24 protein-coding genes are annotated in these 23,709 nt (G+C 67.1%); 15 read left to right on the top strand and 9 right to left on the bottom strand.

Annotation, left to right across the window (positions count from 1 at the left end):
* Nucleotides 1-131: 131 nt before the first annotated feature.
* Entirely contained in the window at nt 132-1,742 is a 1,611-nt protein-coding gene (gene ahpF / locus GV044_RS14065; protein ID WP_159871907.1) for an alkyl hydroperoxide reductase subunit F, read from the top strand.
* 85 nt (nt 1,743-1,827) lie between these two features.
* Here ahpF and GV044_RS14070 read toward each other — a convergent pair whose 3' ends face one another.
* Genes GV044_RS14070 through GV044_RS14080 form a run of 3 tightly spaced genes read right to left on the bottom strand, consistent with a single transcriptional unit; the run spans nt 1,828 to nt 4,321 of the window.
* Nucleotides 1,828-2,400: a Smr/MutS family protein gene (locus GV044_RS14070; RefSeq protein WP_159871910.1), complete on the bottom strand. Its 573-nt coding sequence runs from the start codon at nt 2,398-2,400 to the stop codon at nt 1,828-1,830.
* A complete protein-coding gene (locus GV044_RS14075) occupies nt 2,397-3,626 on the bottom strand; it encodes a murein transglycosylase A (RefSeq protein ID WP_201299110.1) in 1,230 nt (409 codons plus the stop codon). The genes GV044_RS14070 and GV044_RS14075 overlap by 4 nt, the downstream gene beginning before the upstream one ends.
* Before the next feature lie 2 nt (nt 3,627-3,628).
* Nucleotides 3,629-4,321 carry a Tim44/TimA family putative adaptor protein gene (locus GV044_RS14080; RefSeq protein WP_159871913.1) on the bottom strand — a complete coding sequence of 231 codons (693 nt, stop codon included), beginning with the start codon at nt 4,319-4,321 and terminating at the stop codon, nt 3,629-3,631.
* A 276-nt stretch (nt 4,322-4,597) separates the two neighbouring features.
* On the opposite strand from GV044_RS14080, the gene secB reads away from it, so the two are divergent.
* The 6 genes from secB (at nt 4,598) to GV044_RS14110 (ending at nt 10,643) form a co-directional block, all read left to right on the top strand.
* Complete coding sequence (gene secB, locus GV044_RS14085) at nt 4,598-5,104, top strand: protein-export chaperone SecB (RefSeq protein ID WP_159871916.1); 507 nt, start codon at nt 4,598-4,600, stop codon at nt 5,102-5,104.
* A 36-nt stretch (nt 5,105-5,140) separates the two neighbouring features.
* A complete protein-coding gene (murJ, locus tag GV044_RS14090) occupies nt 5,141-6,736 on the top strand; it encodes a murein biosynthesis integral membrane protein MurJ (protein ID WP_159871919.1) in 1,596 nt (531 codons plus the stop codon).
* A gap of 11 nt (nt 6,737-6,747) precedes the next feature.
* The gene (trpS, locus tag GV044_RS14095) at nt 6,748-7,767 is read left to right on the top strand and encodes a tryptophan--tRNA ligase (RefSeq protein WP_159871922.1); all 1,020 of its coding nucleotides are present in this window, start codon (nt 6,748-6,750) and stop codon (nt 7,765-7,767) included.
* 358 nt (nt 7,768-8,125) lie between these two features.
* Nucleotides 8,126-8,818: a DUF4136 domain-containing protein gene (locus GV044_RS14100; protein WP_371741627.1), complete on the top strand. Its 693-nt coding sequence runs from the start codon at nt 8,126-8,128 to the stop codon at nt 8,816-8,818.
* A 230-nt stretch (nt 8,819-9,048) separates the two neighbouring features.
* Nucleotides 9,049-10,140 (top strand): alpha/beta hydrolase, encoded by a 1,092-nt coding sequence (locus GV044_RS14105; RefSeq protein WP_236554993.1) that lies wholly within the window; start codon nt 9,049-9,051, stop codon nt 10,138-10,140.
* A 23-nt stretch (nt 10,141-10,163) separates the two neighbouring features.
* On the top strand, nt 10,164-10,643 hold the full coding sequence (locus GV044_RS14110; protein WP_159871928.1) for a DUF4142 domain-containing protein: 480 nt from the start codon (nt 10,164-10,166) through the stop codon (nt 10,641-10,643).
* A gap of 94 nt (nt 10,644-10,737) precedes the next feature.
* On the opposite strand, the gene dut is transcribed toward GV044_RS14110, so the two are convergent.
* The 5 genes from dut to GV044_RS14135 form a co-directional block, all read right to left on the bottom strand.
* Nucleotides 10,738-11,208 (bottom strand): dUTP diphosphatase, encoded by a 471-nt coding sequence (gene dut / locus GV044_RS14115; RefSeq protein ID WP_159871931.1) that lies wholly within the window; start codon nt 11,206-11,208, stop codon nt 10,738-10,740.
* Nucleotides 11,195-12,430, bottom strand: coding sequence for a bifunctional phosphopantothenoylcysteine decarboxylase/phosphopantothenate--cysteine ligase CoaBC (coaBC, locus tag GV044_RS14120; protein WP_159871934.1), 1,236 nt, complete (start codon nt 12,428-12,430; stop codon nt 11,195-11,197). The genes dut and coaBC overlap by 14 nt, the downstream gene beginning before the upstream one ends.
* 84 nt (nt 12,431-12,514) lie before the next feature.
* Complete coding sequence (locus GV044_RS14125; protein WP_236554994.1) at nt 12,515-13,684, bottom strand: DUF2079 domain-containing protein; 1,170 nt, start codon at nt 13,682-13,684, stop codon at nt 12,515-12,517.
* The gene (ubiB, locus tag GV044_RS14130; protein ID WP_159871937.1) at nt 13,651-15,219 is read right to left on the bottom strand and encodes a 2-polyprenylphenol 6-hydroxylase; all 1,569 of its coding nucleotides are present in this window, start codon (nt 15,217-15,219) and stop codon (nt 13,651-13,653) included. The genes GV044_RS14125 and ubiB overlap by 34 nt, the downstream gene beginning before the upstream one ends.
* A 181-nt stretch (nt 15,220-15,400) precedes the next feature.
* Complete coding sequence (locus tag GV044_RS14135) at nt 15,401-16,132, bottom strand: class I SAM-dependent methyltransferase (RefSeq protein WP_159871940.1); 732 nt, start codon at nt 16,130-16,132, stop codon at nt 15,401-15,403.
* Between the two features lie 196 nt (nt 16,133-16,328).
* On the opposite strand from GV044_RS14135, the gene mutM reads away from it, so the two are divergent.
* From mutM to GV044_RS14170, 7 genes are all read left to right on the top strand, one after another.
* Nucleotides 16,329-17,141 (top strand): bifunctional DNA-formamidopyrimidine glycosylase/DNA-(apurinic or apyrimidinic site) lyase, encoded by an 813-nt coding sequence (mutM, locus tag GV044_RS14140; protein WP_159871943.1) that lies wholly within the window; start codon nt 16,329-16,331, stop codon nt 17,139-17,141.
* A 135-nt stretch (nt 17,142-17,276) separates the two neighbouring features.
* The gene (gene rpsT / locus GV044_RS14145; RefSeq protein ID WP_159871946.1) at nt 17,277-17,537 is read left to right on the top strand and encodes a 30S ribosomal protein S20; all 261 of its coding nucleotides are present in this window, start codon (nt 17,277-17,279) and stop codon (nt 17,535-17,537) included.
* Nucleotides 17,538-18,052: 515 nt separating this feature from the next.
* Nucleotides 18,053-19,480 (top strand): chromosomal replication initiator protein DnaA, encoded by a 1,428-nt coding sequence (gene dnaA / locus GV044_RS14150; protein ID WP_159872016.1) that lies wholly within the window; start codon nt 18,053-18,055, stop codon nt 19,478-19,480.
* Nucleotides 19,481-19,667: 187 nt separating this feature from the next.
* Nucleotides 19,668-20,507 (top strand): GGDEF domain-containing protein, encoded by an 840-nt coding sequence (locus tag GV044_RS14155; protein WP_159871968.1) that lies wholly within the window; start codon nt 19,668-19,670, stop codon nt 20,505-20,507.
* 71 nt (nt 20,508-20,578) lie between these two features.
* Nucleotides 20,579-21,007, top strand: a complete 429-nt coding sequence (locus tag GV044_RS14160) for a DUF983 domain-containing protein (protein WP_159871971.1) — start codon at nt 20,579-20,581, stop codon at nt 21,005-21,007.
* Nucleotides 21,004-21,777, top strand: coding sequence for a HesA/MoeB/ThiF family protein (locus GV044_RS14165; protein ID WP_201299111.1), 774 nt, complete (start codon nt 21,004-21,006; stop codon nt 21,775-21,777). Before GV044_RS14160 ends, GV044_RS14165 begins: the two co-directional genes overlap by 4 nt.
* Nucleotides 21,774-22,184: a DUF1810 domain-containing protein gene (locus tag GV044_RS14170; protein ID WP_159871974.1), complete on the top strand. Its 411-nt coding sequence runs from the start codon at nt 21,774-21,776 to the stop codon at nt 22,182-22,184. The genes GV044_RS14165 and GV044_RS14170 overlap by 4 nt, the downstream gene beginning before the upstream one ends.
* Here GV044_RS14170 and GV044_RS14175 read toward each other — a convergent pair.
* Nucleotides 22,181-22,927, bottom strand: a complete 747-nt coding sequence (locus tag GV044_RS14175; protein ID WP_159871977.1) for an NAD-dependent deacylase — start codon at nt 22,925-22,927, stop codon at nt 22,181-22,183. The two genes, GV044_RS14170 and GV044_RS14175, sit on opposite strands and share 4 nt — an antisense overlap.
* A 35-nt stretch (nt 22,928-22,962) precedes the next feature.
* Here GV044_RS14175 and dapB point away from each other — a divergent pair, with 35 nt between their 5' ends.
* Nucleotides 22,963-23,691, top strand: a complete 729-nt coding sequence (gene dapB / locus GV044_RS14180; protein ID WP_159871980.1) for a 4-hydroxy-tetrahydrodipicolinate reductase — start codon at nt 22,963-22,965, stop codon at nt 23,689-23,691.
* Nucleotides 23,692-23,709 lie beyond the last annotated feature (18 nt).

Raw genomic sequence — 23,709 nt, forward strand, 5'->3', positions numbered from 1 at the left:
GAGGGGGACCGTCCGCGCAGCGGATGGTGGAGGGGGCAGCGCCACGCACCGCCCCCTCCGTCAGCCGCCAGAAGGCGGCTGCCACCTCCCCCGACGGGGAGGATCAACCCCTCATAACAGGAACCACACCCATGCTCGACGCCAACCTGAAGCAACAGCTCTCGCAATATCTCGCCATGCTGCGCGAGCCGATCGAGCTCGTCGCCTCGCTGGGCGCCGATGCCAAGTCGGCCGAGACCCGCGAACTGCTGGAGACGATCTCTAGGCTCAGCGACAAGGTCACCGCTACCTTCGACGGCGACGATGCGCGCCGCCCCAGCTTCATCATCCGCCGCGCTTCCGACGCCAGCGTCTGGGTCCGCTTCGCCGGCGTCCCGCTCGGCCACGAGTTCACCTCGCTGGTGCTGGCATTGCTGTGGACCGGTGGCCACCCGCCCAAGGTTTCCGACGAGACACTGCAGGCGATCCGCGACCTCGAAGGCGACTTCGACTTCGAGATGTACTTCTCGCTCTCGTGCCACAACTGCCCCGACGTGGTGCAGGCGCTGACCTTGCTCGCCCTGTTCAACCCCCGCGTGAACGCCACCCTGATCGAGGGCGGCACCTTCAAGCAGGAAGTGGAGAGCCGCGGCGTCATGGCCGTGCCCGCCGTGTTCCTGAACGATGCGATGTGGGGCTCGGGCAAGATGAGCGTCGAGGAGATCATCGCCAAGCTCGACACCGGCGCCGAAGCACGCGCCGCCGCCAAGCTCGCCGACAAGGCGCCTTACGAGGTGCTGGTGATCGGTGGTGGCCCCGCCGGCGCGGCCGCGGCGATCTACACCGCGCGCAAGGGCTTTCGCACCGGCATCGCTGCCGAGCGCATGGGCGGCCAGGTGCAGGACACCATGGGCATCGAGAACTTCATCTCGGTCCCCTACACCGAAGGCCCGAAGCTGGCCGCCTCGCTGGAGCAGCACATCAAGGAGTACGAGATCGACTCCATGAACCTGCTGCGCGCCGAGAAGCTGATCCCGGCGCAGAAGGTAGGCGGCATGCACGAAGTGGTGTTCAGCAACGGCGCCTCGCTCAAGGCCCGCTCGGTGATCCTCACCACCGGAGCGCGCTGGCGCAACCTGGGCGTGCCCGGCGAGGCCGAGTACCGCAACAAGGGCGTCGCCTACTGCCCGCACTGCGACGGACCGCTCTACAAGGGCAAGCGCGTGGCGGTGATCGGCGGCGGCAACTCGGGCGTCGAGGCGGCGATCGACCTCGCCAACATCGTTGCCCACGTGACGCTGGTCGAGTTCGACAGCAAGCTGCGCGCCGACCAGGTGCTGGTGGACAAGCTGCGCTCGATGCCCAACGTCGACATCCTAGTCTCCGCCCAGACCACCGAGGTCGAGGGTGACGGCGAGAAGGTCAATGCGCTGGTCTACAAGAACCGTGAGACCGGCGAGGAGCACAAGGTGGCGCTGGAGGGCGTGTTCGTCCAGATCGGCCTGGTCCCGAACACCGAGTTCCTGAAGGACTCGGGGCTAGAGCTGAACCGCGGCGAGATCGTGATCGACGGCCATGCCGCCACCAACCTGCCCGGCGTGTTCGCTGCGGGCGATGCGACGACGGTGCCCTACAAGCAGATCATCATCGCCATGGGCGAAGGCTCCAAGGCGGCGCTGTCAGCATTCGACTACCTGATCCGCAACGAGCCGGTCGAAGAGATCGCGCAGGAGTTCCAGCAGGAGGCCGTTGCTGCCGAGTAAGCCTTCGGGTCGCTAACGAAGGCAAGGGCGGTGGTCGAAGGACTGCCGCCCTTTTTCGTGTGCGTTCCCGCGTCGTCCCGGGCTTTCAGCGCTTCCTTTTCAACACCACGTACAGCGCGCCCGGCCCGCCATGTCGCCGATGCGCTCCGCGGACAGCCGCAATCGCGCCAGCATGCTCACTCGCGCCGAGCCAATCCACGATCTTCGCCCGGATCGCTCCACGCGCGGTACCGCGGTCCGCAGCCTCGGTAGGGCGAGGCTTGCCGGTGACGACCAGCACCACCCGCGCGCCCATGGCTCGCGCCTGAGCCAGGCCGTGCATGAGCCGGCCATAAGCCTGATCGAGGCCGGAGCCATGGAGGTCGAGACTGAAGTCCGGCTCCAGTCCGCCCCGCGCGATCTTGCGTTCCCAGGACGAGTCGAGGCCGACCTTGTCCTCCCCGGCACGGGGAAGGGGACCGCGTCGCGCAGCGGCGGGGTGGTGGGGACTCGCGACCTGGACCGGGCTTGGCTTCACAACCGGAGCGGACGGAGGCACCGGCACGTCTAGCACCGCCTCCACCTTCGCCGCGCGTCGGCGTTCCAGCGGCGTTACCGTCGCCGCGACCTTGCGCCACATCGCGCTTTCATCCGGCGAGAGCCGGCGCGGCGGCCTCATTTCGCGCCGAGGCGGGTGAGCGTTCCCTTGGGCACGAGGATGAACGCGCGCCCTCTCCCGCTCATGCCGCCGGCGATCCGGCGCGCGTCGTCCCCGGCGCCCCAGAAGGTGTCGAAGCGATTGGCGCCCTTGATCGCGCCGCCGGTGTCTTGCGCGATCCACAAGCCGTTCGCCTCGGTACGATCCAGGTCGAGCCAGATCGGCGCGCCGAGCGGCACGAAGCTGGGATCGGCAGCCACCGAGCTTTCCGCGCGCACCGGCACATTGAGCGAGCCGAGCGGCCCGTCACCCTTCAGCTCGCGGAAGAACACCCAGCTGCGGTTCTCGCGCATCAGCGCGCGGCCCTCCGGCGGGTTCTCGCGGATGTACCGGACGATGCCCTGCATCGAGCCCGGGTACTTGCCAGGCCCCTCGCCCACCAGCCCGCGCTGGCGCATCACCGCGCCGATGCCGGTGTAGGGCAAGCCGTTCTGCCCGGCATAGCCGATCCGCATCACGCCGCCGTCGGGCAACCGCAGCCGCCCCGAGCCCTGGACCTGGAGGAAGAAGAACTCGATTGGATCGCGCACCCAGGCGATCTCCAGCCCTTTGCCGGCCAGCGCGCCGTTCTCGATCTGGGTGCGGTCGTAGTAGGGCACGAAGGCGCCGCTCTCGTCGTATCGGCCGATCGGCATGCGGCCGTTCGCGAGCGGGGTGGCATCGCCCGGTCTGGCGCGCACGAGGTCGGCGGGCATCGCGTAGACCGGCGTGTCGTAGCCGGGCACGTGGGTGCGCGAACCGGCGATCTCAGGCTCGTAGTAGCCGGTCGCAAAGGCACGGCCATCGCCGACCTGGATTGTCTCGAAGTAGGTGTCGAAGAAGTCTTCCGCCTGGCCATAGGGCCAAGTCGCGAAGGCATCGCAGGCCGGCTTCCAGTCGGTCGGGCGCGTGAGGCCACTGGCGTCGGTTCGGGTAACAAGCCGCGGGCAGCTCTCATGGAACGATAGCAATGCAGCGGCGGCATCGGCCTGTCGGATCGAAAGCTCGCCGATCTTCGGACCCTCACGGAGGCTCAGCTCACGCGCGGTCTTGACCGCGGGAACGCTCGGCCCACCAGCTACCGGAGGCGGTCGATTGGACACGGCCCCGGGCTCGGGAACGATACGACCGCAGGCTGCGGCTACGAGCGACAGCGCCAGGATGGCTGCGAGCCGGACCCCGCGTGGAAACCCGGCCGCCAAACGCAAGGTCAGCCCTCGTCGGTCTCGTCGAGCAGCCAGTCCGGATCGGCCGAGGTCACGTTGCGGCTGAACGTCCACACGTCGACCGCCTCGATCGCGTCGTCGAGCGAGCCAGCGATGACGGCACCCTCGGCATCGCGGGTCACGGCAGCGATGTCGCTGCGGAAGCGGACGGTAATGCGGGCGGTGTTGCCGTCCATGCCAGCCGCGCTGATTGTGCTGTCCTCGATGCGGATCAAGCGATTGTCGAGCGTCTCGCCGGCTTCCACGCGCGCGTCGATGGCGGCGGCGAACCCTTCGTAGACGTCGTGGTCGCACAGCTGCCGCAGCTCTGCCTTGTCAGCCTTCCAGAAGGCTTCGAGGATCATGCGGTAAGCACTGCGAGATCCTTCGAGGAAAGCAAAAGCGTCAAACCGGCGGTCCGCGGCGGCAATCTCACGCAGGCCGCGCTCGGCGGCCGGGCTGGTGGACGGAAGCTCGCGCTGGCGGGTGTTGGCGGTCGAGGATGCGCCGCCCTCGTCCGACTTGGCATCCGGTTTGGCGGTGGCAGCGACGCGCGGTGCTCCCGCAGCGCCGCGACGCGGATCGAAGCGGCCGGCGATCGGCTCTTCCTCGTGCTCGGCGCGGCGGCCCAGCACGGAGTAGAGGCGCAGGCCCAGGAAGGCCGCGATCATCGCCAGGATCACGATTTCGACCGTCACGTTGAACTAACCGTCCTTCCCTCACTGCCCGACAGGTACCATCCGTACGGCCCGGCAGCATAACCTCAGATAGGTAGGCTTTACAAATGAACAACGCGTGAGTTGCCCGCTAGGGATGAAAACGCGCCGGTCCGACGATCGGTTGCGACCGATCCCGTAACGCGGATTGTCGCCGTTACGGTGCCACCTGGAACGACTCGCGCCATTGCCGCCTGCGCGGGGCGATGCTAGGCGCGCCGGCACATTCCCGGGACGAAAAGAAAGCACCCTCGAGCCATGGCCGACGAAGGCAACATCATCTCCGACCTCAACCTGGACGGCGCCAGCGACGACAACGATCCGGCCGCGGGCATCATCTCGCAGTACGTGAAGGACCTCTCGGTCGAGAACCCGAACGCGCCGCAAAGCTTCCAGTGGCAGGACGCGCCGCAGATCGACGTGCAGTTCAACATCGGCGCCGTGCCGATCGAGGGCGAGGTCCACGAGGTGGAGCTCAAGATCGTCGTCACCTCGCGCGCCGATGCCGGCGTCGCCTTCGCGGTGGACCTCAGTTACTGCGCGCTGGTCGGCATGCGCAACCTGCCCGACAACCAGGCGCACGCATTCCTCTTCGCTGAAGCGCCGCGCATCCTGTTCCCCTTTGCCCGCGCGATCATCGCCGAGGCGGTGCGCGACGCCGGCTTCGCGCCGCTGCTGCTGGAGCCGATCGACTTCAACGGCCTCTACGTGCAGCAGCTCAGCGCCCAGGGCGGCGTCGGCGCGCCGCCGGCGGGGAATGCCTGATCTAGGCTCTTCCCCCAAGCAGGGAGGAGCTGAGGCGTGAGCCTCGTCCGCAACGTCGGCACCATCGGCGGGCTTACCGCCGTCAGCCGCGTCTTCGGCTTCGTGCGCGACATGCTGCTCGCCCGCGTGCTCGGCGCCGGGCTGGCGGCGGATGCTTTCCAGCTGGCGTTCGTGCTGCCCAACACCTTCCGGCGCCTGTTCGCGGAAGGTGCGTTCTCCGTCGCCTTCGTTCCGATGTACACGCGCGCGCTGCACGGCCCAGGCGGCGAAGAGGCGGCGGAGCGCTTCGCCAACGACGTGCTAGCCGTATTCGTCTGGGTGCTGCTCGGCTTTTCGGCGTTGGCCATGCTGGCGATGCCCGGCCTCGTCTGGCTGCTGGCGAGCGAGTACCTTGACGTACCGGGCAAGTTCGACCTCGCGGTGGCGCTCAGCCGCACGGCATTTCCCTATCTCGGCCTTGTCAGCCTGGTGGCGATGCTGTCGGGCGTGCTCAACGCCCATGCCCGCTTTGCGCCGGGCGCCTTCGTACCGGTCCTGCTCAATCTCGTGCTGATCGCCGGGATCGTCACCGGCTACGTGCTGCGCGGCCCGGGTGGGAGCGACGTGGTGGTCGCTTGGTCGGTAGCTGTCGCGGTGGCGGCGGCGGGTGCGATCCAGCTCGCCTACATGGCCTGGGCGATGCGCCGCGCCGGGGTGCGGCTTAGGATCGGCGCGCCCCGGCTGACGCCAGAAGTGCGGCGGCTCGGCCGGCTGATCCTGCCGGCGACCTTCGGGGCAGGCATTTACCAGATCAGCCAGTTCGTCGACACGTTCTTCGCGACCTCGTTGGCGCAGGGCTCGCTGACGCTGCTCAAGTACGCCGACCGGCTGAACCAGATGCCGCTGGGCATCGTCGGCATCGCGCTGGGCACTGCGATCCTGCCGATGCTTGCGAGGCACATCCAGGCGAATGACGACGCCGGTGCGCAAGCCTTGCAGGCGAACGCGGTGGAAATGGCGACGCTGCTCACCCTGCCCGCCGCCGCCGCGCTGGCGGTCTGCGCGCCGGCCTTCGTCACCGCCTTCTTCGTCGGCGGGCGAATGAGCCAGGCCCAGGGCGACGTCATGGCGGCGATCGTCGCCGCGCTGGTCTGCGGCCTGCCCGCCTACGTGCTGGTCAAGGTGTTCCAGCCCGCCTTCTTCAGCCGCGAGGATACGCGCACACCCGTGCGGATCGCCTGCGCGGCGCTGGCGATCAACATCGCCATCAACTTCGTGGTGGTGCCGCGGTTCGGCATCGTCGGACTGGCGGGGGCGACGGCGTTCACCTCCAGCCTCAACGTGGTGGCGCTCTATACCGTGCTGCACCGGCGCGGGTGGTTCCGGATGCGGTGGCGGCTCGCCTCACGGATCATCCGGCAGCTGGCGGCGAGCGGGGTCATGGCGCTGGCGTTGTGGGCGCTGCTGCCGCTGCTGGCGAACTACTACTCCGGCTCCGCGAGCGAGCGGATCGGCGCGCTGGCGCTGCTGGTGGGCGCGGGTGGCGTGGTGTTCTTCGCCGCGGCCTGGCTCGTCGGCGCGCTCGACAAGGGGCACCTCGCCCAGCTACGGCGCAGCCGTTCGGCACCAGAGCCGGTCAACCTCTCCGAATAGGTCCCTCTCGCATGCGTATCGTCTCCGGCATTCAGCCCACCGGCAACCTGCACCTCGGCAACTACCTGGGCGCGATCCGCAATTGGGTGCGCATGCAGGACGAGGCAACGGCGAGCGGCGGCCAGTGCCTCTACTTCCTGGCCGACCTCCATGCGATCTCCATGCCGCACGTGCCGGCGGACCTTGGCGCCAACACCCGCGAGATGGTCGCCGCGCTGGTCGCTTGCGGTGTCGATCCGGAGCGCTCCATCCTGTTCAACCAGGCGCAAGTGCCGCAGCACGCAGAGCTGCAGTGGCTGCTGAACGGCACCGCGCGGATGGGCTGGCTGAACCGCATGACCCAGTGGAAGGACAAGGCGGGCAAGAACCGCGAGGGCGCCAGCGTGGCGCTGTTCACCTATCCGGTGCTGCAGGCGGCCGACGTGCTGCTCTACCAGGCGACCCACGTGCCGGTGGGCGACGACCAGAAGCAGCACCTCGAACTCGCCCGTGACATCGCGCAGAAGTTCAACAACGACTTCTGCAGCGAAGAGGCGCCGCTGTTCACGCTGCCCGAGCCGTTCATCCCGCCCGAAGCCGCGCGCATCATGTCCTTGCGCGACGGCTCGGCGAAGATGAGCAAGTCCGACCCGTCGGACATGAGCCGCATCAACCTGACCGACGATGCCGACACGATCATGCAGAAGGTCAAGAAGGCCAAGACCGACCCCGAGCCGCTGCCTTCCGACAAGGTGGGCCTCGAGGGGCGCCCCGAGGCGAAGAACCTGGTGAGCATCTACGCGGCAATGTCGGGCAGCACTGTGGACGCAGTGCTGGGCGAGTTCGGCGGCGAGGGCTTTGGCAAGTTCAAGCCGGCGTTGGGCGAACTACTGACGCAGAAGCTGGCGCCGATCAACGCCCGCTTCGTCGGGTTGCGGCAGGACCAGACGGCGCTCGACGCGATCCTGCGCAAGGGTGCGGAAAAGGCGCGGGCGCTGGCGATGCCGACACTCGATGCCACGTATCAGGCGCTCGGGTTGGTGCGGGGCTGAGGCTGAGGCCGCACCGTCAGCCGGCGTGCTTCGACAAACTCAGCAAAGCGGTGGGGCTGGACGCAGGATCGGGGCGCCTCCTTCGAACATCCCACCTCGGAACACCCCACATTTTCATCCGTTGATCGTGCAAATGGCGCTCGTCATCGCGCGTAAGCATTCCTACATCTGAAAGCGGCGGCAGGCGAAATCGAAGGATGGTGGACATGCCCATGTCCGAAGGCTCAATCTGCCGTGTAACTGCCTCTATTCAACCGGTATTCAGCCGCGATCGGCTAAGACTCGACTCAATGTCGAGCCCGCCGCGTCGAGAGGATGGCGCCGCTCCGCTCGACTCCTGGAGAACAGAACCATGAAAATGAATGGCAACAACCGCTTCGGCCGGCTTCGGGTCGCGGCCGTAGCGGTGCTGCTGGTCGCGCTCGCCGCTTGCACGAACACATTCCGCGCAGACGTCTCCCGCTTCCAATCGCAGCTGCCCGCCCCGGCGGGCCAGACCTTTGCCGTGGTGGCGGACGATCCGCAGATGGCCGGCGGTATCGAGTTCAGCCAGTACGCTCGCCTGGTCGAGGCGCGGCTGGCGCAGAAGGGCTACACGCCCGCTGCCAGCCCCGAGCAGGCGCAGCTGCTGGTGCGCTTCGACTATGGCGTCGACAAGGGCCGTGAGCGCGTGCGCTCCACCGGCTTTGGCGGCGGTTACGGCGGCTGGGGTCCTTGGTACGGCTACGGCGGCGGCTTCGGCCGTGGCGGTTACTGGGGCGGACGCGGCTTCGGCGGCTGGGGCGGTGGTCCCTGGCGCTATGGCTGGTACGATCCCTTCTTCGACAACGGCGTCGAGAGCTACACCGTCTACACCAGTGGCGTGTCTCTGAAGATCGATCGCCGCGCCGACGGTGCCCGCCTGTTCGAGGGCAAGGCGGAGGCGGTTTCGTCCTCCAACCGCCTGCAGTATCTCGTCCCGAACCTGGTCGAGGCGATGTTCACGAACTTCCCCGGGAACTCGGGAGAGACCATGCGCATTACCGTCGCGCCAGAGAAGACGAAGAACTAACGGACTCCCCCGAGAGGGAGACACCGAGGGACGGGCCCGCTGAAAGGCGGGTCCGTCCTTTTTTGTGCCCGTCGCACGCATCCGTGGTTAACAGCCAGCTGGCACGCAACTGCCTGCGTCCGCTTAAATAATTGTGATATATTGCTTAACTTGCCTTTTGGGGCAGGAACATTAGTTATGAACACATGTTCATCCGACCAGGGACCGGGGGCACCGGAGTATTGGTCCGCATGAACAATCATCTGATCTTGAGCATGGCGTTGCTGCTTGGCACGTCGACATCGGCCTTTGCACAATCAGCCATGTCGCCCAATGCGCCTCCACCGCCGCCACCCGCCGTAGCCGCGACCCAGCCGGCGCAGGCCGCTGCCGACATGCAGGCGGTGCTCGATGCCCACGCATCGCTCGCGCCCAAGCCGATCGAGACGCTGACACCAGCAAAGGCGCGCCTCCAACCCAGCCCGGCGGACGCCGCCAAGAAGGTCATGCGCGAGAAGGGCATGTCGACCGCGCCCGATCCCGCCGTCACCACCAAGGACGTCGCTTACGGGGCGGACCCGATGCAGTTCGCGCGCATCTACACGCCGGCCGCCACGGTCGGCGCCGGAGCGCCGCTGCCGGTGGTCGTCTACTATCATGGTGGCGGCTGGGTGATCGCCGACGTCAACACGTATGACGCGACGCCGCGCCTGCTCTCCAAGCAGCTGAACGCTATCGTCGTCTCGGTCGAGTATCGCCACGCGCCCGAGTTCAAGTTTCCTGCTCAACACGAGGACGCAGCCGCGGCCTATCGCTGGGTGCTCGCCAACGCAGCCAGCTGGGGCGGCAATCCCGCTAAGGTCGCGCTCGCCGGTGAGAGCGCGGGCGGCAATCTTGCCGTTGCGACCGCCATCTATGCGCGCGACAACGGGCTGACCAAGCCGCTTCATGTGCTCTCGGTCTATCCGATCGCCAACAGCGACATGCAGCTGCCGTCCAGGATGGACTCGGCGAACGCCAAGCCGCTGAACACGCCGATGCTCAAGTGGTTTGGCAATTACTACTCGAAGACGCCTGCCGACATGGCCGATCCGCGCCTCAACCTGGTTGCGGCCGATCTGCGCAACCTGCCGCCCACGACCATCATCAACGCGCAGATCGATCCCTTGCGCTCGGATGGCGAGACCCTGGCGACGGCGATGAAGAAAGCCGGCGACAGCGTCGACCAGAAGACGTTTCCGGGCGTGACGCACGAGTTCTTCGGGCTCGGGAAGGTTGTGCGTGGAGCCTACGACGCCGAGCTCTATGCCATCGCCAAGCTCAAGAAGGCGCTGCTCAACTAAGCGCATTCCTCAAGGAGAGTGACATGAAGATTCTTGCCTATGCCCTGCCGATGACCCTGGCCTTGTCGGGCACTGCCTATGCCCAGGCGATGACCTCGGCCGAATACGTCGCCGCTGCCGCGGCGGGCGACACGTACGAGATACAGTCGAGCCAGACGGTGCTGCAGACCACGCAGGATCCCAAGATCCGCTCGTTCGCGCAGATGATGATTCAGGACCACACGAAGAGCACGGCCAAGCTCAAGGCCGCGGCGCTGACCGCCAAGGTCAAGGCCAAGCCCATGCTGATGCCTGCGCAGGCGGAAATGATCGCGCAGCTCAAAGCCGAGACTGGCGCCGCGCGCGACCAGGCATATGTCGCGCAGCAGAAGCAGGCGCACAGCCAGGCGCTGACGATCCATCAGAGCTATGGCATGGATGGCAAGAACGTGGCGCTTAAGATGGTGGCCAACGGCGTGGTGCCGGTGGTGCAGCACCATATCGAAATGCTGAAGACGATGTGATCGAGGCCGTCGTCCCGGACTTGATCCGGGACGACGTAGTCTTCTGCAATCCTAGCCCATACCGTGGGACAAACGAGCGCCAGTCCTTGATCGACTAGTTCCCCAGCGAGACCACCCCGCCGGTGGAACCGAACCCGCCCTCGCCCCGCTCGGTGTGGTCCAGCTCGTCCACCTTGAGCCAGCTCGCGCGGGTCACCGGGGCCAGCACGAGCTGCGCCACGCGGTCGCCTCGCCGGATGTCGAAGGCTTCGGCGCCGTGGTTGATCAGGATGACCTTCAGCTCGCCGCGATAGTCGGAATCGATCGTGCCGGGCGTATTGGGCACGGTGATGCCGTGCTTCAGCGCCAACCCTGAGCGCGGGCGCACCTGGATCTCGAACCCGGGCGGGATGGCGAAGGCGAGACCCGTCGCCACCGCGTGGCGCGCGCCCGGCGCAAGCATCACGTCCTCGGCGGCGAGCACGTCCATCCCCGCTGCACCTTCGGTGGCATAGCCAGGCAGCTCCAGCCCCTCGAAGTGCGGCAGGCGCTTGACCCGGACGGGGACGGGATCAGGCGAGTGCATCGGCAATCCTTTCGACCAGCGCGCGGGCGACCTGGTCCTTGGGCATCTCGGGCAAGCTGTCGACGCCGCCCTCGCGCACGATGTGCACGGTGTTGGCATCGCCGCCCATGACATCGCCCGAAACATCGTTGGCGACGATCCAGTCGACTTGCTTGCGCAGGCGCTTGGCTTGCGCATGGGGGATGACGTCGTTGGTCTCGGCCGCGAAGCCGATGACGAGACCAGGCCGGTGCGGGCTGGCTGCGAGCCTGGCGAGGATGTCCGGATTCTCGGTAAGGGAGAGCGGCTCGGGCGCGGTGCCCGCCTTCTTGATCTTGCGGTCGGCCACCGAGACCGGCCGCCAATCGGCGACAGCGGCGACCATCACCGCGACATCGGCTGGGAGCGCGGCGTCCACTGCGGCTTCCATCTCGCGCGCACTCTCGACATCGACACGCTCTACGCCGGGCGGCGTTGCCAGGTGGACCGGGCCGGCGACCAGCGTGACCCGCGCGCCCGCCTCTGCCGCCGCCGCGGCGATAGCGAAACCCTGCTTGCCCGAGGAGCGATTGGCAATGTAGCGCACTGGATCGATCGGCTCGTGCGTCGGGCCGGCGGTGACGAGCACGTGGCGGCCGTAGAGCGGGCGGTGTGGAGCGGCTTCGAAATCCGGCTGACCCTCAAGCGGCTTGGTCCCGAGCGCCTGCCGGATGTGCTGCCAGATCGCGGGAGGCTCGGGCAGGCGGCCAGGGCCGAACTCACCGCAGGCCATCGGCCCCTCGTCGGGCTCCACCACCGTCACGCCAGAGGCGCGTAAGGTGGCGACGTTGCGCTGAGTGGCGGCATGCTGCCACATCCGCACGTTCATCGCCGGCACGGCCAGCACCGGCTTGTCGGTGGCGAGCAGCAGCGTGGTCGCCAGGTCATCGGCCATCCCGGCCGCCATCTTGGCCATCAGGTCGGCCGTCGCCGGGCAGACCACCACGAGGTCGGCCTGACGCGAGAGCTGGATGTGGCCCATCTCGGTCTCGTTCTTGAGGTCCCACAAGGTGGTGTAGACCTCGTTCTCGGACAGCGCGGCGAGCGTCATCGGGGTGACGAAGTGGCTGCCGCCCTCAGTCAGCACGCAAGTCACCGAGCCACCTTCCTTGCGGATCAGGCGCACCAGTTCGCAGGCCTTGTAGGCCGCGATCCCGCCTCCGATCACGAGCAGGATGCGCGGGGAGGAATGGGTCTCAGGCATGGCGCAGGCTTGTGCAACACGGGGCTGCGGGGTGCAATGGGGTTCCACCGACGCTGCTTGCACCCAACCCGTCCGGGAAGTGGGCTAGCGCAACCGCGCAGCCTGCCACATCGATCCCAGTGCCCGCGGCGCGAAGGCCAGCCCCGCCGTCAACATCGGCGCCACCATCGCGCCCCAGTAGAAGTTGTCCCAGCGTCCGGCGAACATGAACAGCACGCCATAACCGATCGCGATCAGGAATCCGAACAACCCGGCAGGCGTGCGCCATCCTGCCCAGCCGAGCGTGGTGAGGATCACCAGCGGCCCGGCGAGCCAGTGCGGCAGCAGGCGCAGGTTGCTCGATCCCCCGACGTTCCCGAGCCAGCCCGAAAGGCCGCGGAACGCCCACCAGCTCGGCCCTTGCGGGTCGCTCGGCAGCACTTGCGGTGCGATCAGGCTGAGGTGCCAGGCAAGGACGCCCAGGAACACTGTGACCAGCACGCCCCACGCCGCAGCCTCGCGCCACTCGCGCCGCCAGAGTGCAAAGGCACCCATCAGCAGGACGAACGGTAGCGAATGCTCGCGGATGAACAGCGCCAGCGCGGCGACCGCGAAGGTAGCGATCCACCGCCCCGGCCGATCTTCGTCGCGCACTCGGTGGAGGCCGAACGAGAGCATCAGTAGCATGCCCGCCCACAGCTCGTGCAGGGAGTAGTAGTGCCGGTTCAGCATCAGCGAGGCACCGACAAAGGCCATCGCCGTCGCCACCTTGCGCAACCGACCGACGCCGGGCTCCTCGCCGAACCGCCGCCACCAGGCCCAGATCGTCGCCAGCATCAGCGCGATGGACGCCGCCACGCCCAGGCGCAGCGTGTTCAGGCCGGCTTCGATATAGGCGAGCGTCGGCAGCCGCACCGACAGGCCGGGGCGAACCGGATAGTCACGCAGGCGGTGCTCCTCGACAATGAAGCCGTAGTAGTTCTGCCCTGCCTGCACCTTGCGGATCACGGCATCATAGAGGGCGATATCTTGATCGTATTCCTCGGCGCCGAGCACCGGTTTTCCATCATAACGCGTGGTGACGTTGGCGCGCATGCCGGCCGGATCCTCCAACGGCACCAGCGCCGAAGCGACCAGCAGCGCCAGCAGGACCAGCAGGGCCAAGCGTGCCGGCCACATCGGCCAGTGTGCGAAGCGATCCCAGGCGGGTGCGGGTTGACGCGGGGCTGCAGCCTCGGCGGCTAGCCCAGCAGTCCCCACAACGACAGCACCCATACGGCCAGACCTCCGCCCACAGCGGCGCCAGCGTATCCCAGCCAATGGTTATTTTGCCGTTTACGACGCGCCCAGATCAGCTCGACCGGCGGCAACGGCGCCTGCTCGGGCGCGCCACCCTTGGGCGGGTACTTCTCCTCGATCCGGCGGACCAGATCGGGCAGACGCAGCAGCGTGTCGACATCCTTGCGCAGGCGCTCGGCGATCCAGGCTTCGGGGCCCAGCTCGTCACGAATCCAGTTGCGCACGAACGGCGCGGCGACGTCCCACATGTTGATCGACGGATCGAGCGAAGTCGCCAGCCCCTCGACCATGACCATGGTCTTTTGCAGCAGCAACAGATGCGGCTGCGTCTGCATGTCGAAGTCGCGCGTGATCGCGAACAGGCCGTCGAGCATCTGCCCGACCGACAACTCGCTCACCGGCTTGCCGCGCATCGGCTCGCCCACGGCCCGCAGCGCGGTCGCGAATTCCTCGACTGAGTGGTAGCTCGGCACATACTGCGCCTCGAAGTGGATCTCGGCAACGCGGCGGTAGTTGCCGGTGGTCAGGCCATAGAGGATCTCGGCCAGCCACTGGCGCGCCTGACGATCGATCCGGCCCATGATGCCGAAATCGATCGCGACGATGGTCGCCGCACCGTCCGCGCTCGGCTGCACGAACAAGTTGCCCTGGTGCATGTCGGCATGGAAGTAGCCGGCGTTGATCGCCTGGGTCAGGAACGCGAGCACCAGCCGACGCGCCAGCAGCGGCTTGTCGATGCCGGCGGCATCCAGCGCCTCGCGGTCGCTGATCTTGATGCCGTCGATCCACTCGACCGTCATCACCTTGCCGTTGGTGCGATCCCAGTCGATATCCGGAACGCGGTAGCCCTCATAACCCTTCATCGCCTCGGCCAGCTCGGAGGCCGAGGCGGCCTCGCGCCGCAGGTCGAGTTCGCGCAAGGTCCAGCGCTTGAGGTTGGCAATCACCGCACGCGGGCGCAGGCGTGAGGCCTCACCGCCGAGCGCTTCGAGATGCGCGGCAGCCCATTCGTACGTCTCGATATCGCGCGAGAAGCGCTCGCGCACACCCGGGCGCAGCACCTTGACTGCGACGGTCCGGCCTTGGGCGCTGGTCGCCCGATAGACTTGCGCGATCGAGGCCGAGCCGATCGGGGTCGGCTCTACGCTGGCGAATAGCCGCTCCAGCGGCGCGCCGAAGCTGTCCTCGATCTCGCGCTGGACGCGTTCGAACGGCAGCGGCGGCAGTTGGTCCTGCAGGCTGAGCAGATTGCGCGCGGCTTCCTCACCGACGAGATCGGGCCGGGTGGCGAGCGTCTGGCCCAGCTTGATCGCAGCCGGGCCGATCTCCTGGAAGGCACGCGCATAGTCCGGCACGCGCGGTTGCCTGGCACCCAGGCGCGCGATGCGGCACAGGCGGCGCACGGGAAGCGGCGTGTTGCGCCCTTCCTCGATGATGCGCAGCGCCCCGTGCCGCGCGAGTACGCGGCCCCACTTGAGTAGGCGAAGGATGTGGGTGGCGGGGCGGGTCAAAGAACGACCTCGTGCCGCCAAGCCACGAGCCCGCTAACTCCCCTCCCGCCTGCGGGAGGGGTCGGGGGAGGGCTTGTCAGCCTTCCACCTGTCGCTTGGGTGAGAGCACACAGGCTTTCACCCAGCCCTTCCCGCAGGCGGGAGGGGGGTAAGTGGACTTGCGGCCTTCGGCGCAAGAGATTCAAACTTTCCACCCGCTGTGGATCGCGACCAGCCCGCCCATGATCGGCTCGACCTTGGTGTGCACGAAGCCGGCCTTGTGGATCATCTGGCGGAACAGCGGCATGCTCGGGAACTTGCGGATCGATTCCACCAGGTACTTGTAGGAGTCTGCATCGCCCGCGATCGCCTGGCCCAGCCGCGGCACCAGGTGGTGCGAGTAGGCGTCGTAGGCCTCCTTGAAGCCTGGCCACTCGACGGTCGAGAACTCCAGGCAGAAGAACCGTCCGCCGTACTTCAGCACGCGGTGCGCCTCGGCCAGCGCCTTGTCGATGTGGGTGACATTGCGGATGCCGAAGGCGATCGTGTAGGCGTCGAAGAACTTGTCGCCGAAGCTCAGCTCCTCGGCGTTCTGGCGCGACCACACCAGGCCGTCGATGCCGCGCTCCATCGCGCGTTCCACGCCCACGTCGAGCATGTCCTGGTTGATGTCGCTGACGGTCACCCGCGCGCCCTTGGCGGCCATGCGGAAGGCGATGTCGCCGGTGCCGCCGGCCATGTCGAGGATCTGCTCGCCCTCGCGCGGTTTCACTCGGCGCACGAAGCGATCCTTCCACAAGCGGTGCATGCCGCCCGACATCGCATCGTTCATCACGTCGTACTTGCGCGCGACGCTGGAGAAGACGGAGCCGACCCGCTCGGTCTTCTCCTCGGGACTGACCTCTTCGTAGCCGAAGGACACGGTTTCGCTCATGAGGTGAGCCTTAGAGGGTTTGCGGCTCAGCGCAAAGGGTTGCACCAGCCTGTCTCTACTTCGCTCGACACGAACGGAGAACGAGGGGCCCGCCAACATCCCGATCGTGTCGAGCCCCTCGCAGGCTCAGGGTGAACTGCCGATTTCGACCGGCAGTCGAGACACCGCACGCAACGTATCCTATATACAAAGCCAAATGCCCGAACTCCCCGAAGTCGAAACCACCGTCCGCGGCCTCGCCCGCTATCTCGAAGGCGAGCGCATCGCCCGCCTCACGCTCAACCGTGCCGACTTGCGCCGCCCCTTCCCCGAGGGGCTGGTGCAATCGCTGACCGGCGCCAGCGTCACCGGTCTGGGCCGACGCGCGAAGTATGGGCTGATCCATACCGATCGCGGCACGACCATGGTCTTTCACCTCGGCATGTCGGGCCGCTGGCGGATCGAGCCGGACAGGATCGAGAAGCATGACCACCTCGTGCTCGAGACCGGTTCGGGCCACGTTCTGGCCCTCAATGACGCCCGCCGCTTTGGCTCGGTCGATCTGGTTGACACCGACAAACTGGATGCTTGGCCGCCGTTCGCCGCTATGGGTCCGGAACCCTTAGGCTACGAGCTTACGCCCAAGCATCTGCAACAAGCCTTCGCGGGCCGCATTGCGCCGGTAAAGCAGCTGCTGCTCGACCAAGGGATCGTCGCGGGCCTGGGGAACATATACGTGTGCGAGGCGCTGCACCGCGCGCGGGTTCGGCCAGACAAGGAGGCCGGCAAGGTCTCGCTACCCGCCCTCAAGCGCCTGGTGCCCGCGATCCGGGAGGTGCTCACCGAATCAATCGCGGCGGGCGGATCGACCATCCGCGACTATGCCCAGCCCTCGGGCGAGCTCGGCTACTTCGCCAGTTCCTGGCAGGTCTACGGGCGCGAGGGCCAGGCGTGCGCCTGCAGCGCACCGGTGCAGCGCTTCGCGCAAGGGGGGCGCAGCACCTTCTGGTGTGCCAAGTGCCAGAAGTGAGCGATGCGCGCACGCCACGCCGCCATTTGCTTGACGATTCGCACCCTCGCCGCTAAGGGCCGCCCTTCGCGACGACTCCTGGTCGGCGTTCAACCCAATTAGCGAAGGCCGTATCAGGCCGGTACGAGGACAGACATGGCCAATACGCCGCAAGCCCGCAAGCGCATCCGCCGCAACGATCGACGCGCCGAGATCAACACCAACCGAGTCAGCCGCATCCGCACCTTCGTGAAGAAGGTCGAAGCGGCTCTGGCCGGCGGCGACAAGGCCGCTGCGGCCGAAGCGCTGAAGGCTGCTCAGCCCGAGCTGGCCCGCGGCGTGTCGCGCGGCGTAATCCACAAGAACACCGCAGCGCGCAAGATGTCGCGCCTGTCGAAGCGCGTCGCCGCGCTCTGACCTGATTCGGGTGTCGTTAGACACCTGACTAGTACGGATAGAGAACAGAGCCGGGGGGGAACCTCCGGCTCTTTTCGTTGCACCAATGCCGCAGCGCAGCACTTGGTTTAGCAAAGTCCCGGAATTGCTGCGATTCGACTGACTGCAGCAGCGAAGTACCTGTTTTCTTTGCGCAAATTTTTATATTAAGGTTTTGCGTCAGTCTTGGCCGTGTCAACGCCAAATAGTTTTTATTTTTGGGGACGCGCTCTTGCCTTGGCCGTTCAAGCCTACCTAGAACGGACCTCGGCCGCAGCGGAAACGTCGGTCGGGGTCGAATACGAAAGCACGGATCAGCAAGGTTGCAGACAGCGTCTGCCGCCTATGGCGAAGTCTTGCCCTTTCTATGGAACCTCGATGCGGATGGTGCGGTACAAGATGGGCAGCTTCAACAGCAGGAGGCGGTTCGGATGACGGGGACCTCGGGACAGCCGGCGCATTTTGCGGGCAAGAAAGCGAAATTGGTGCGGGTGGAAATGGAAGAGGATCAGGAAGCGGTGAACCTGGCGGCCGATTGGGCCGACATCAGCCAGGGCCTGCGCAAGGATCTCGGCCAGCAGGTCCACGGCCAGTGGATCAAGCCGATCCAGCCGGGCAACTACTGCCCGGAGACGGGCACGCTCGATCTCTATCTGCCGACCGAGTTCAGCGCCAACTGGGTGCAGGACCGCTTCGCCGATCGCCTGTCGCTCGCCTGGAAGATCGCCCGCCCCGACGTGCGTCACGTCCGCATCCTGGTGCACCCCGGCCGCAAGCAGCTGCCCGAGCTGCGCCTGGGCAGCGGCGGCAACCCGCGTCGCCCCGCCAACGATTCGTCGGCGCAGTCCGACCCGCTCGCCGCGGCGCTGGAAGGTGAGGCTTTCGCCACGCTCAGCCAGGGCGCCGCGAACATCGACGCCTCGCAGACTTTTTCCAGCTTCGTCACCGGCACCAGCAACGTGCTCGCCGCCAATGCCGCCCAGCGCATGGCCGCGACCGAGACGCCGCAGTTCTCGCCGCTCTATCTCAAGGCCGCGACCGGCCAGGGCAAGACGCACCTGCTGCATGCGATCGGCCACGCCTACCTGGCCGCGCACCCGCATGCGCGGATCTTCTACTGCTCGGCCGAGCGCTTCATGGTCGAGTTCGTCCAGGCGCTGCGCCAGAACCAGATGATCGAATTCAAGTCGCGGCTGCGCGGCTTCGACCTGCTGCTGGTCGACGACATCCAGTTCATCATCGGCAAGGCGAGTGCCCAGGAAGAGCTGCTCTACACGATCGATGCGCTGCTGCAGGAAGGCAAGCGCCTGGTCTTCGCCGCCGACCGTGCGCCGCAGGCGCTCGACGGGGTCGAGCCGCGCCTCCTGTCCCGCCTGTCGATGGGCCTGGTCGCCGACATCCAGAGCGCCGACATCGAGCTGCGCCGCTCCATCCTTGAGAGCCGCCTCACCCGCTTCGCCTCGATCAGCGTGCCCGCCGACGTGATCGAGTTCCTGGCCCGCACCATCAACCGCAACGTGCGCGAACTGGTCGGCGGCCTCAACAAGCTGATCGCCTATGCGCAGCTGACCGGCCAGGCCGTCTCGCTCCAGCTCGCCGAAGAGCAGCTGACCGACATCCTCTCGGCCAACCGCCGTCGGATCACCATCGACGAGATCCAGCGGACGGTCTGCCAATTCTACCGCATCGACAAGACCGAGATGAGCTCCAAGCGCCGCGCCCGCGCCGTGGTGCGTCCGCGACAGGTGGCGATGTACCTTGCCAAGGTGCTCACGCCGCGCTCGTATCCGGAGATCGGCCGCAAGTTCGGCGGGCGCGATCACTCGACCGTGATCCACGCGGTGCGCCTGATCGAGGAACTGCGCACCCGCGACGCCGACATGGACGGAGACGTGCGCTCGCTTCTGCGCCAGCTGGAGAGCTGACGCCTGATCGGGCCTTCAGGATTTCCGGCACTTTCGCCCGCCCCGCCGGGATTTTACCAACTGATTCCTTGGCATAATTGAAACTCATCGTCCTGCTGTCGTTCTCTTGTCCAAGGGACTGAGCTAAGCGCGACTCCCTCAAAAAGGCCCGTAAGGGTCGCACGCAAGTTTGGGAGTTTCGCGCGGCATGCGCTTCTACAAGGCGACGCAGTTCCTGTTTCCACGCAGCTTCGAGCTGCGGCTGCTGACCATCTGCTTCCTGGCGGTCCATGTCCCACTGATCGCTTGCATCGCGTTCAGCGCGGCGACCTGGCACTGGCAGGCGGACACGCTGCTGGTGATCCTGCTGGCGACGCTGCTCGGCACGGCGGGGGGCGTCGCCGCGATCCATGCCCTCCTGGCCCCACTCACCGCAGCGACGGGCATGTTGCGCTCGATCCAGAAGGGTGAGCGGGTGGACGAGATCCCAGTCGGCGGCGAGGATCTGGTCGGCCGGCTCCTGCGCGGCGTGACCCAGGCGGCCAACGATGCTGCGGATCGCTCGGAAGAGCTGACCATCGTCGCTGAGCACGACTCCCTCACCAAGATCCTCAACCGCCGCGGCTTCCTGCGCGCGGCCGAGCGCGCGCTGGTTGGGGATCGGCCCGCGGTGCTGGCCTTGATCGACCTCGATCACTTCAAGACCATCAACGACCATCTCGGCCATGCCGCCGGCGACGAACTGCTTCATGCCTTTGCCCAGCGCATGAGCACGGTCATTCGCCAGTCCGACATCTGCGCCCGCTGGGGTGGCGAGGAGTTCGCAGTGCTGCTGCCGGGTGCCAACCTCAGCCAGGCCCATGACGCCATCGAGCGCCTGCGCAGCTCGATCTCGCGCCATCCCTTGCCCGGTGTCGGCCTGACCTTCTCGTGCGGACTTGCGGCGACCGCAGGTTCGGCCGAGCTCGACGACACCGCCCGCCGCGCCGACAAGGCGCTCTATTCGGCCAAGCACCACGGCCGCAATCGCATCGAGGCTGCCGAGTAGCGGCCCCGCGCCTCCAAGCTGCTGCGCCCGGCCACCTTTCCAAGCCCCCGGCGCTGTTCTATGCGCCGCGCATGACATCCGCCGCCGCCGCCCCGCCCGGGATCGCCCTGCCCGCCTCGTTCTGGCAGGCGGCACAGCGCGGCGCTTTGTGCCGGTGCCCACGCTGCGGCGAGGCGCGCCTGTTCACCAAATGGCTGAAGCCGGCCGCACACTGCCCGGCGTGCGGGCAGGACTGGTCGCACCAGCGCGCCGACGACTTCCCAGCCTACCTCGCGATCCTGGTCACCGGTCATGTGCTGGCGCCGATCATGATCGCGCTGGCGCTCGATACCGAGCTCCCCCCTGCAGCGATCCTCGCGCTGTTGGTGCCCAGTTCGGTGGCGATGATGCTGGGCATGCTCCAGCCGGCGAAAGGAGCGGTGATCGCGGCGCAGTGGTGGCATGGGCTACATGGCTTCACCAAAGAGCGAGCCGGCGAGCGACCAGGGGCCAAGCCATGAGCCTGGCTCCGGATCGCCTCGAGCGCTTTGCCCGTCATATCGTGCTGCCCGAAGTGGGCGGCACCGGCCAAGTCGCGCTGGCAGAGGCGCACGTGGTGCTTGTCGGCTGCGGTGGGATCGGGAGCCCGGCCCTGCAATACCTCGCCGCAGCCGGCATAGGACGGCTAACGCTGATCGATAGCGACGTCGTCGACGTCAGCAACCTGCAGCGCCAGACGATTTTCACGCCGTCGGATGTGGGCCGCGCAAAGGCGGAAATCGCGGCCGAATGGGTGCGGCGGTTTGATCTTGGCCTCGAGGTCAATGCCATCGTCGAGCGGGTGGGTCAGGGCAACGTGGCGCAGGTCCTCTCCGGCGCTCACCTCGTACTCGACGGCTGTGACAACTTCGCGACTCGGCTGCTCGTCTCGGACGCTTGCGTGGCGACGGGCGTGCCGCTGACCAGCGCTGCGATTGGGCGCTTCCAGGGCCAAGTCGCCAACTTCGCGGGACACCTTGCGGGCCAGCCCTGCTACCGCTGCTTCGTGGGCGACGCCTTCGATGCCGAGGATTGCGATACGTGCGCAGCCGACGGCGTGCTGGGCGCGATGGCAGGCATGATCGGCACGTTCGGCGCCATGCAGGCAATCCGGGTGCTGCTCGGCGGGCACGCCGCGCTGGGCGACGATCCGCAGTTCGGCAAGCTGCATCTGGTCGACGGGCTAGCGCCTTCGATGCGCACGCTCAGCATCGCCAAGGACCCGAGCTGCAAAGGCTGCAGCGGGCGGTGAGCTTCGACCTCGATCGCTTCGTCGCCGCACAGGAAGGCAGCTACGATGTGGCGCTTGCCGAGATCACGGCCGGAGCGAAGCGCAGCCACTGGATGTGGTACATATTCCCGCAAGTCGCCGGGCTGGGGCACAGCGCCATGGCGCAGCGTTATGCGATCGGCTCGCTGGCTGAAGCGCAAGCCTACCTGGAGCATCCCCTGCTCGGCCAGCGACTGCGCGAGTGCGCGGCGGCGCTGGACGGGCTCTCCAACACCAGCGCCGAGCGGGTGTTCGGCGGGATCGATGCATTGAAGTTGCGCTCCTCGCTGACGCTGTTCGAGGCGGCGGGGGCGGCGTTCGGCTCCACGATCGAGCGCTGGTTTGGTGAACGGGATGCGCGGACCTTGGAGATACTGAGCCAAGCCTAGCCTCCTTGAACGGAAGATAGGGATCGGACGGTGGGCACAGGAAGCGAGACCAGCATTTCCTCCACCCAGTCCGGCACGATCCGCGTTGCCGGGCCGTGCCGCGCCTCGTCGAACCAGCCGGTTCCCTGGCTCGGCTCCAGGTTCAGCTCCAGCGTCGCGGCGCCCAGTTCGCGCGCGTTGCGCACGAAGCCGGCCGCGGGATAGACCGCGCCCGACGTGCCGATCGACACGAACAGGTCCGCGCTTCGCAAGGCTGCGTAGATCTCGTCCATGCCATAGGGCATCTCGCCGAACCAGACCACGTCGGGCCGCAGCGCGCGGGCACCGCAAGCGGGGCAAGCCGGCCGGTCGATCAAGGTGCTCGTCCAAGGCGAGCGGGTGTCGCAGGCAGTGCACCAGGCCAGCAGATGCTCGCCATGCATGTGCAGCACGCGCCTGGCTCCCGCACGCTCGTGCAAGTCATCGATGTTCTGGGTGACGATCAGCAACTCGCCCGGCCACTCGGCATCGAGCCTGGCCAGCGCGTGGTGCGCCGCATTGGGCTGCTTGGTCTGGATCGCCTCGCGCCGCATGTCGTAAAAGCGCAGCACCAGGTCGGGATCGCGCGCGAAGGCCTCCGGAGTGGCGACGTCCTCGACGCGGTGCTGCTCCCACAAGCCACCCTCGGCGCGGAAGGTATCGATCCCGCTCTCGGCGCTGACGCCCGCGCCGGTGAGGATCACGATGTTGCGGATGGCCTTCATCGCCGCCATGAGACACGCGCAAAGGGGAATAGGCAATGAGCAGAATCGGCATCATCGGCAGCGCCGGGCGCATGGGCCAGGCGATCGCTGCGGCCATAGCCGAAGCGGACGAGACGCTGGCTGGCGGGATCGACAAGGACGGCGATGTCGCGGCGCTGGCAGCGCAGAGCGACGTGCTGGTTGACTTCTCCTCGCCCGGGGCGCTGGAGGGCAATCTCGACGTAGCGGTCGCGGCCGGAGTGCCGGTGGTGATCGGCACGACAGGCCTGGAGGAGCGGCACCACTTCCTGATCGACCACGCGGCATCCAGCATCCCCGTCCTGCAGACCGGCAACACCTCGCTCGGGGTCACCCTGCTGGCGCATCTGGTGCGAGAGGCCGCGGGCCGGCTGGGCGAAGATTGGGACATCGAGATCGTCGAGACGCATCACCGTATGAAGGTCGACGCGCCCTCGGGCACGGCACTGTTGCTGGGCAAGGCCGCGGCCGAGGGTCGCGGCATCGACTTGGCTGCCGATAGCGAGCGCGGGCGCGATGGCATCACCGGAAAGCGCGGCACCGGCACCATCGGTTTTGCGGCCCTGCGCGGCGGCTCGGTGGCGGGCGATCACTCGGTGCTGTTCCTGGGCGATGGTGAGCGCGTCACGCTCTCGCACCTGGCGGAAAACCGCTCGATCTTCGCCAAGGGCGCGGTGCGGGCGTGTCAGTGGTTGGTCGGCATGCCGGCGGGGCGGTACACGATGCCCGAGGTGCTGGGGTTGTGAGCTCCGTCTCTATTGGCG

The organism is Novosphingobium sp. 9U, from assembly GCF_902506425.1.
Classification (GTDB): Bacteria; Pseudomonadota; Alphaproteobacteria; order Sphingomonadales; family Sphingomonadaceae; genus Novosphingobium.

Coding starts and splice junctions, on each gene's coding strand:
- ahpF (WP_159871907.1), top strand. CDS start 132: ATGCTCGACGCCAACCTGAAGCAACAGCTCTCGCAATATCTCGCCATG.
- GV044_RS14070 (WP_159871910.1), bottom strand. CDS start 2,400: ATGAGGCCGCCGCGCCGGCTCTCGCCGGATGAAAGCGCGATGTGGCGC.
- secB (WP_159871916.1), top strand. CDS start 4,598: ATGGCCGACGAAGGCAACATCATCTCCGACCTCAACCTGGACGGCGCC.
- trpS (WP_159871922.1), top strand. CDS start 6,748: ATGCGTATCGTCTCCGGCATTCAGCCCACCGGCAACCTGCACCTCGGC.
- GV044_RS14100 (WP_371741627.1), top strand. CDS start 8,126: ATGAATGGCAACAACCGCTTCGGCCGGCTTCGGGTCGCGGCCGTAGCG.
- GV044_RS14105 (WP_236554993.1), top strand. CDS start 9,049: ATGAACAATCATCTGATCTTGAGCATGGCGTTGCTGCTTGGCACGTCG.
- GV044_RS14110 (WP_159871928.1), top strand. CDS start 10,164: ATGAAGATTCTTGCCTATGCCCTGCCGATGACCCTGGCCTTGTCGGGC.
- dut (WP_159871931.1), bottom strand. CDS start 11,208: ATGCACTCGCCTGATCCCGTCCCCGTCCGGGTCAAGCGCCTGCCGCAC.
- coaBC (WP_159871934.1), bottom strand. CDS start 12,430: ATGCCTGAGACCCATTCCTCCCCGCGCATCCTGCTCGTGATCGGAGGC.
- GV044_RS14125 (WP_236554994.1), bottom strand. CDS start 13,684: ATGGGTGCTGTCGTTGTGGGGACTGCTGGGCTAGCCGCCGAGGCTGCA.
- GV044_RS14135 (WP_159871940.1), bottom strand. CDS start 16,132: ATGAGCGAAACCGTGTCCTTCGGCTACGAAGAGGTCAGTCCCGAGGAG.
- mutM (WP_159871943.1), top strand. CDS start 16,329: ATGCCCGAACTCCCCGAAGTCGAAACCACCGTCCGCGGCCTCGCCCGC.
- rpsT (WP_159871946.1), top strand. CDS start 17,277: ATGGCCAATACGCCGCAAGCCCGCAAGCGCATCCGCCGCAACGATCGA.
- dnaA (WP_159872016.1), top strand. CDS start 18,053: ATGGAAGAGGATCAGGAAGCGGTGAACCTGGCGGCCGATTGGGCCGAC.
- GV044_RS14155 (WP_159871968.1), top strand. CDS start 19,668: ATGCGCTTCTACAAGGCGACGCAGTTCCTGTTTCCACGCAGCTTCGAG.
- GV044_RS14160 (WP_159871971.1), top strand. CDS start 20,579: ATGACATCCGCCGCCGCCGCCCCGCCCGGGATCGCCCTGCCCGCCTCG.
- GV044_RS14165 (WP_201299111.1), top strand. CDS start 21,004: ATGAGCCTGGCTCCGGATCGCCTCGAGCGCTTTGCCCGTCATATCGTG.
- GV044_RS14175 (WP_159871977.1), bottom strand. CDS start 22,927: ATGAAGGCCATCCGCAACATCGTGATCCTCACCGGCGCGGGCGTCAGC.
- dapB (WP_159871980.1), top strand. CDS start 22,963: ATGAGCAGAATCGGCATCATCGGCAGCGCCGGGCGCATGGGCCAGGCG.